The 6,973-nt window shown below is 66.3% G+C and carries 7 protein-coding genes; all 7 read right to left on the reverse strand.

Annotation, left to right across the window (positions count from 1 at the left end):
* Position 1 precedes the first annotated feature (1 nt).
* Genes trbL through trbB form a run of 7 tightly spaced genes read right to left on the reverse strand, consistent with a single transcriptional unit; the run spans position 2 to position 6,368 of the window.
* Entirely contained in the window at positions 2-1,279 is a 1,278-nt protein-coding gene (gene trbL, locus NFE57_RS09030; RefSeq protein ID WP_252135254.1) for a P-type conjugative transfer protein TrbL, read from the reverse strand.
* Positions 1,276-1,551: a putative entry exclusion protein TrbK-alt gene (trbK-alt, locus tag NFE57_RS09035; protein ID WP_252135230.1), complete on the reverse strand. Its 276-nt coding sequence runs from the start codon at positions 1,549-1,551 to the stop codon at positions 1,276-1,278. Before trbK-alt ends, trbL begins: the two co-directional genes overlap by 4 nt.
* Positions 1,552-1,560: 9 nt before the next feature.
* Complete coding sequence (gene trbJ / locus NFE57_RS09040) at positions 1,561-2,268, reverse strand: P-type conjugative transfer protein TrbJ (RefSeq protein WP_252135231.1); 708 nt, start codon at positions 2,266-2,268, stop codon at positions 1,561-1,563.
* Positions 2,269-2,285: 17 nt separating this feature from the next.
* A complete protein-coding gene (trbE, locus tag NFE57_RS09045) occupies positions 2,286-4,763 on the reverse strand; it encodes a conjugal transfer protein TrbE (protein WP_252135232.1) in 2,478 nt (825 codons plus the stop codon).
* Entirely contained in the window at positions 4,760-5,029 is a 270-nt protein-coding gene (locus NFE57_RS09050; protein ID WP_252135233.1) for a VirB3 family type IV secretion system protein, read from the reverse strand. The genes trbE and NFE57_RS09050 overlap by 4 nt, the downstream gene beginning before the upstream one ends.
* Entirely contained in the window at positions 5,026-5,358 is a 333-nt protein-coding gene (locus NFE57_RS09055) for a TrbC/VirB2 family type IV secretion system protein (protein ID WP_286207746.1), read from the reverse strand. The genes NFE57_RS09050 and NFE57_RS09055 overlap by 4 nt, the downstream gene beginning before the upstream one ends.
* A gap of 29 nt (positions 5,359-5,387) precedes the next feature.
* On the reverse strand, positions 5,388-6,368 hold the full coding sequence (gene trbB, locus NFE57_RS09060) for a P-type conjugative transfer ATPase TrbB (RefSeq protein WP_252135234.1): 981 nt from the start codon (positions 6,366-6,368) through the stop codon (positions 5,388-5,390).
* Between the last annotated feature and the right edge of the window lie 605 nt (positions 6,369-6,973).

Raw genomic sequence — 6,973 nt, forward strand, 5'->3', positions numbered from 1 at the left:
ATCAATCCTTTTCGGAAATGTCGGGACCGCCACCGCCACCATGGCTGTCGCCGCTCTTGAGGGTCTGACTGGCAATGTCGGCGCCGTGGGTGACGGCCTGGCGACGCTTCATCGCCTTGGCCCATGCCGGCTGTCCGCCACTCTCAGGTCCGCCAGCGGGAGACGGAGAGCCGGCACGGCCGGCGGCAAAGTTCTGCTTGGCAGCGTCGACGGCTCGCCGCAGCGGCGACATCGCGCCTTGCGCCGCAGCCTTCCCGACTAACGACAGGCCGCAGGCGACCGCGGACGCACCGCCGCGGCCCGCCGCGCCGACGCCATAGGCGGCTGAGGCGCCGCCCGCCACGCGGGCGCTGCCAGACGCGGCCGCCGAGAGCGCCCCGGCCGCAGCGCTGCCGGCAAGGCCGGCGATGGCTGCGCCACCGGCCAACGTCGCGCCTGCTGCGAGCGCCGTGCCGGCCGCTGCGCCAGCACCGAGCTGGGGGCCACCGGATACGATGCCGTTGGCGATGCTCGGCCCGAAGATCGAAAGGCCGACGAATACCAGCGCGGCGAGGATCAGCGCCAGGACCTGCTCGGCGGTTGGCTCGATGCCGGGCGCGAGTGTCAGGAACTGGCTGAACAAGGTGGTGCCGATGCTCGTGATGACGCCTAGCACCAGCACCTTGATGCCGCTGGAGACGATATGTCCGAGCACCCGCTCGGCCATGAACGCCGTGCAATTGTAGAAGGCGAAGGGGAGGAGGACGAAGCCGACCAGCATCGTCAGTTTGAACTCGATCAGCGTGAGGAAGATCTGCGCGGCCATGCAGAAGAAGGCGAGGATGACGAGCACCCAGCCGACCAGCAGCACGACGACCAGCGTGGCGTTGGCGAAGAACGCCCACAAGCTCGAAAACTGGCCCGCCGCTTCGAGAAGCGGCCGCGCCGCGTCGATCCCGGTCGCCGCGACGCTGCTCGGCCGCATGAACGCGTCGAGCGTGAGGGTGCCGCCGCCTGCCTTGAGACCGAGGCCCGCGAAGCTCTTGAACAGGATCGTCGCCAACGTCGCGAAATTGCCGATGATGAAGGCGAATATGCCGATATAGAGCGTCTTCTTGATGAGCCGCTGCAGCACGTCCTCGTCCGCGCCCCATGCCCAGAACAGCCCGGCGATCGTCACGTCGATGACGATCAGCGTCGTGGACAGGAAGGCGACTTCGCCGCCAAGCAAGCCGAAGCCGCTGTCGATGTAGCTGGAGAATATTCCGAGGAAGTTGTCGACGATCCCGGTGCCATTCATGGTGCGGCGCTTTCCGAACGCGGCCGGCCGAAGAAGCGGCGCCGGTTCTCTGCCCATGCGGCTTCGCAACCCGCGTCGGGCATGGTGAGGGTGGAGCAACGGTCCAGCTCGCGGTCGAGCCGGCTCGGGAGCGGATCCCCGCGCATCGCGACGGGTAGCGCGGGCGCGGGCGCCGGCGCCCGGATGGCGGCGACGATCGCCACCGCCACCATCGTCCCCGCGAGCGCCGCAACGCCGGCGATCTTCGCGTTGCGTGAGGAGGTCTGGGACATGAGGCTGGCTCAGTTGCCCATGAACCGGCGGAAGCGGGCGCGGCCTTCCGCTTCCTCCGCGGCCTGGCGCGCCGCCTCGAGCGTTTGTGCGCGACCCTGCGCGGCAATCATCGCGCTCATGTCGGCCAGTTGCTGCGATTGCAGCGCGAGGAGTTGATTGCCGGCTTGCGCCGCCTGAAGCGCGCCGGTCGCCGACTGGCTGGCGGTGACGAGGTTGTTCATCGTCGTGCGGGTGCCGTCGATATTGCCGACCACCCCGGCCTGCATCTTGAGCGCGTCCTCGAACGCGCCGACGCTGTCCTCCCAGCGCGCATTGGCATTCGCGACCATCTCGGCGCTGTTGCCGGTCAGCGCCGCGCCCTTGTAGCGGCCGGTGAACGCCTGCTGGATGTTCTGGACGTCAAAGCTGATGTGCTGCGCCTGGCCGAGCAGTTGCTGGGTGCGCTGCACCTGCTGCTGGAGTTGTTGGAGCGAGCTGAACGGCAGCGACGCCAGATTGCGTGCCTGGTTCACCAGGCTGGTCGCCTGCTGCTGGATCTGCTGGATCTGGTTGTTGATCTGCTGCAGCGACCGAGCGGCGGTCAGGAGGTTCTGGGCGTAATTGCTGGGATCATAGACGATACCGCCGAATTGCGCCCAGGCCGGGGCCGGCGCGAGCGCGATCGTCGACGCGAGCAGCGCGCTCACGGTCACGGCGCGAATGGAAAATCGGGTCATTCAGGCATCTCCTTGCGCTAGTGAAGGCTGGGTTCCGGACGAAGCAGTTCGACCGCCCATCCGCAGTCGCGATGACGAAGCCATTCGGCGGCAAAGCCGTCCGGTCCGTGGGCGTTGACGATGTCGGTGATCGCGGCCTGGTCGGTGCGGGAGGAAGCTGCGGCGCAGGCCAGCGCGACCTCTCCCAATCCCAGCTCGAACAAGCGGTTGCCGCGCCGCGACTGGCAATAATAGTCGCGCTTGGGCGTTGCCCGGCTGAGGATTTCGATCTGTCGGGCGTTGAGGCCGAAGCGCGCATAGATCGCCTGGATCTGCGGCTCCATCGCTCGCTCGTTGGGCAGGAAGATCCGTGTCGGGCAGCTTTCGATGATCGCCGGCGCGATCGCGCTGGTGTTGATGTCGGCGAGGCTCTGGGTGGCGAAGATCACGCTCGCGTTCTTCTTGCGGAGCGTCTTGAGCCACTCCCGGATCTGCGCGGCGAAGATCGGGTTGACCAGCGCCAGCCAGCCCTCGTCGATGATGATGAGCGTGGGAGGCCCGTCGAGCCGCGCTTCGATCCGGTGGAAAAGGTAGGAAAGCACGGCAGCAGCGGCCGCCGTGCCGACGAGGCCCTCGGTTTCGAACGCCTGCACCCTGGCTTCGCCGAGACACTCGGCCTCGGCATCCAGCAAATGCCCCCAAGGGCCGCCAACGCAATAAGGCGCCAGCGCCTGCTTGAGCATCTGATCCTGGAGGAGCACCGACAGGCCCGTCAGGGTGCGCTCCTGAACGGGGGCCGATGCGAGCGACGTGAGGGCGGACCAGAGATGGTCCTTGGCCTGCGGGTCGATCTGGATGCCTTCGCCGACGAGGATGGCGCCCAGCCATTCGGTCGCCCAGGCGCGCTCTCCATGATCATCGATCCTGGCAAGCGGTTGCAACGCGACCTGGGTCGAGCTGGTGCCCGACGATGCGGCATCTTCGCCCGCGGCACGCTGTACGCGATCGCTGTCGTGCAGGGCGCTCCCGAGATCCTGCCAGTCGCCGCCCATCGCGATCGTCGCTGCACGGATCGACCCGCCGAAATCGAACGCGAATATCTGCGCGCCGGTGTAACGCCGGAACTGCATCGCCATCATCGCCAGTAGGACGGATTTGCCGGCGCCGGTCGGGCCGACGATCAACGTATGGCCGACATCGCCGACATGAAGGGAAAAGCGGAACGGGGTCGAGCCTTCGGTCTTGCCGTACAGCAAGGGGGCGTCACCGAAATGCTCGTCCCGTTCCGCTCCCGCCCACACCGCTGACAGGGGGATCAGGTGGGCGAGATTGAGCGTGGAGACCGGCGGCTGCCGGACATTGGCATAGACGTGGCCGGGCAGGCTCCCGAGCCATGCCTCGATCGCGTTCATCCCCTCGACGGTGCAGGTGAAGTCGCGGCCCTGGACCACCTTCTCGACCAGCCGGAGTTTCTCGGCTGCGCGCGCCGGGTCGGTGTCCCAGACCGTGATCGTCGCGGTGACATAAGCGATCCCCGCATGATCGGCACCGAGTTCCTGCAAGGCGGCGTCGGCATCGGCCGCCTTGTTCGAAGCGTCGGAATCGAGCAGCACCGACGCTTCGTTGGTCATCACCTCCTTGAGGGTCGCGGCGACCGACTTGCGCTTGGCGAACCATTGCCGCCGGATGCGGGTGAGCACCTTGGTCGCGTCGGTCTTGTCGAGCATGATCGCGCGGGTCGACCAGCGATAGCCGAACGGTTGACGGTTGAGTTCGTCGAGCAATCCCGGAAAGGTGACGCTGGGAAGCCCGGTGATCGTGAGGGTGCGCAGATGGTGGCGGCCGAGCATCGGCTCGAGGCCGCCCGATAGGCCCTCGTCGGCGAGCAGCGCATCGAGATAGATCGGCGTCTCGGGCACGCGCACCTTCTGGCGGCGCGTCGACACGCACGAATGGAGATAGGTCAGCGTCTCCCCGTCATCGAGCCAGCGAGCCTCGGGCATGAAGCCATCGACCAGGTGGAGCAGCCGGTCGGCGCGATCGGCGAACCCGCGCAGCAATTCCTTCGGATCGACGCCGGTCGATGATTTCCCCTCATAGAGCCAGGCTTCGGCGCGCGCGGCCTCCTCGGCAGGCGGCATCCAGAGGAGCGTGAGGTAATAGGCGCTCTCGAAATGCGCGCCTTCCTCACGGAACTGCGCGCGGCGCTCCATGTCCACGAGCGCCGAAACAGGGTCGGGAAAGATGCTGGCCGGATACTCGTTGGTGGGAACGCGCTGGGCCTCGACGAACACGGCCCAGCCCGAACCCAGACGGCGCAGCGCGCTATTGAGCCGCGCCGTGACCGCGACCAGCTCGGCTGGCGTCGCGCTGTCGAGGTCCGGACCGCGAAACGCGGCGGTGCGCTGGAAGCTGCCGTCCTTGTTGAGGACGATGCCCGGTGCCACCAGCGCGACCCAGGGGAGGAAATCGGCGAGGCAGGCCGCCTTGGTCCGATATTCGGCGAGCGACATCACGGCCGCATCCAGGCGGGATAGCGCAGGTGGCGCCGGGCGACGTCGACGAACTGCGGGTCGCGCCGCGCTGCCCAGACCGACAAGGCGTGTCCGATCGCCCAGATCACAATGCCGGCGATCCACAGTCGCAGGCCCAGTCCGATCGCGCCGGCCAGCGTCCCGTTGACGATCGCCAGCGCGCGCGGTGCGCCGCCGAGCAGGATCGGCTCGCTGAGTGCGCGATGGACCGGCACGAAATAGCCGGGAACGGCCTCGTCACCAATCATCCGACCAGCGCCCCGCCGCCGAAGCTGAAGAAGGACAAGAAGAACGAACTGGAGGCGAAGGCGATCGACAGGCCGAACACGATCTGGATGAGGCGGCGGAAGCCGCCCGACGTATCGCCGAAGGCGAGACTCAGGCCGGTGACGATGATGATGATCACCGCGACGATCTTGGCGACAGGTCCCTCGATCGATTCCAGGATGCTTTGCAGCGGTGCTTCCCACGGCATCGACGACCCGGAAGCGTGCGCGGGGCTGGCCATGACCGCCGTGGTGAGGAGCAGCAGCGTGCCGCTCGCCTTGTTCCGGACGTAGCCGAGCGGATCGAGCATGGCGCCGGCACGGCGGGCTTTGATTTCCTTCATTTCAGGTCTCCGGTTGGGGAACAGGGAGTGAGCCGGTAGTTGCCGGTGGCGGGGTCGATCCCCTCGACGCGGGCGAGCTCGGCAAGCCGTCGTCCGGTGCCGTCGCGGACGAGCACGGCGATCAGGTCGATCGTTTCGGCGAGGAGGGCGCGCGGCACGGTCACGACCGCTTCCTGGATGAGCTGCTCCATGCGCCGCAGCGCGCCGATCGCGGTCCCGGCATGAATCGTGCCGACGCCGCCCGGATGGCCGGTGCCCCACGCTTTCAGGAGGTCGAGGGCCTCGGGACCGCGAACCTCGCCGATCGGGATTCGGTCGGGACGAAGCCGTAGCGAGGATCTTACGAGATCGGAGAGCGAGGCGACGCCATTCTTGGTTCGCATGGCGACGAGGTTCGGCGCTGCGCATTGCAGCTCGCGGGTATCTTCGATCAGGACGACGCGATCGTTGGTCCGCGCGATTTCGGCGAGGAGCGCGTTGGTCAGCGTCGTCTTGCCGGTCCCGGTGCCGCCGGCGACGAGGATGTTCCGCCGTTCGGCGACCGCGTCGCGCAGGATCGTCGCGTGCGACCGCGACATGATCGCGGCGTCGACATAATCGTCGAGCGAGAAGACCGCGACGGCACGCTTGCGGATCGCGAAGGTCGGGGCCGTCACGACCGGTGGGATCAGGCCTTCGAACCGCTCGCCAGTTTCGGGCAGTTCGGCGGAAACGCGTGGGCTGCGCGCATGGACCTCGGCGCCGACATGATGCGCGACCAGCCGGACGATGCGCTCGCCATCGGCCGGTAACATGGACTTGCCGGTGTCGCTGACTCCCTCGCCCAGCCGATCGACCCAAAGGCGGCCATCGGGATTGAGCATCACCTCGATGACCGCAGGGTCGGCGAGCCATTCGACGATCGACGCGCCCATCGCGGTCCGCAGCATCCGCGCGCCGCGCGCGCTGGCTTCCGATCGAATGGGTTGAGCGAGCATCCTGGTCCCCGAGTTCGGTGCCGGCGAGCGACATCCGGCGTTGCGGGGACGATTAAGAGACGCAGAAATCGGTAAGTTTCAACAGCGCATTGGCGGGGTCAAAGGCTAGCGAAGAAAAACAGAAAATGGCATAGTACGATCGCACAAAGCTGCACAGATGCGGCAATAATGGTAGGAATCCAGAGTCTGGAGCGGAGCGCGAATCTCGAATCTTACGCGCTGGTGAGATCAAAAGATCGTTGCGTCAATTAAATCTGTGACGACTTGCTACGCCTAAGGCAGGATAATTCCTTAGACTTGCCGCTGAGGGGTATTCTAAATTGTTTCTCTGCTGACAACAATTCGGTGGCAAAGTCGGAACTCCGGCACGGCCCCTTTTCTGGGATCCGATTGGGATAGCGAGCCTCCAGACGGCAAGACCGAGTGTCAGCTTCGCGCCCTAGAGCGTTTTTCGACCGCATTGAATCGAAGGGGATTCCTCTGGTGGCCGATTTCTGATTCATCATCCTTGCTGGTGAAGGAGGCTGGCATGGATGGGTCACGCACTGTCGATGGATTTGCGCACGCGGCTTCTGGCGGCGATTGACGAAGGGCTGAGTTGCCGC

Origin of the sequence: Hephaestia sp. MAHUQ-44, from assembly GCF_023806085.1 — a bacterium.
Lineage (GTDB): Bacteria > Pseudomonadota > Alphaproteobacteria > Sphingomonadales > Sphingomonadaceae > Sphingomonas.

Bases quoted from the DNA above. Each gene is read 5' to 3' on its own strand.
- NFE57_RS09050 (WP_252135233.1), bottom strand. From the start codon at position 5,029: ATGATTGGTGACGAGGCCGTTCCCGGCTATTTCGTGCCGGTCCATCGC.
- trbK-alt (WP_252135230.1), bottom strand. From the start codon at position 1,551: ATGTCCCAGACCTCCTCACGCAACGCGAAGATCGCCGGCGTTGCGGCG.
- trbL (WP_252135254.1), bottom strand. From the start codon at position 1,279: ATGAATGGCACCGGGATCGTCGACAACTTCCTCGGAATATTCTCCAGC.
- trbB (WP_252135234.1), bottom strand. From the start codon at position 6,368: ATGCTCGCTCAACCCATTCGATCGGAAGCCAGCGCGCGCGGCGCGCGG.
- NFE57_RS09055 (WP_286207746.1), bottom strand. From the start codon at position 5,358: ATGCTCGATCCGCTCGGCTACGTCCGGAACAAGGCGAGCGGCACGCTG.
- trbJ (WP_252135231.1), bottom strand. From the start codon at position 2,268: ATGACCCGATTTTCCATTCGCGCCGTGACCGTGAGCGCGCTGCTCGCG.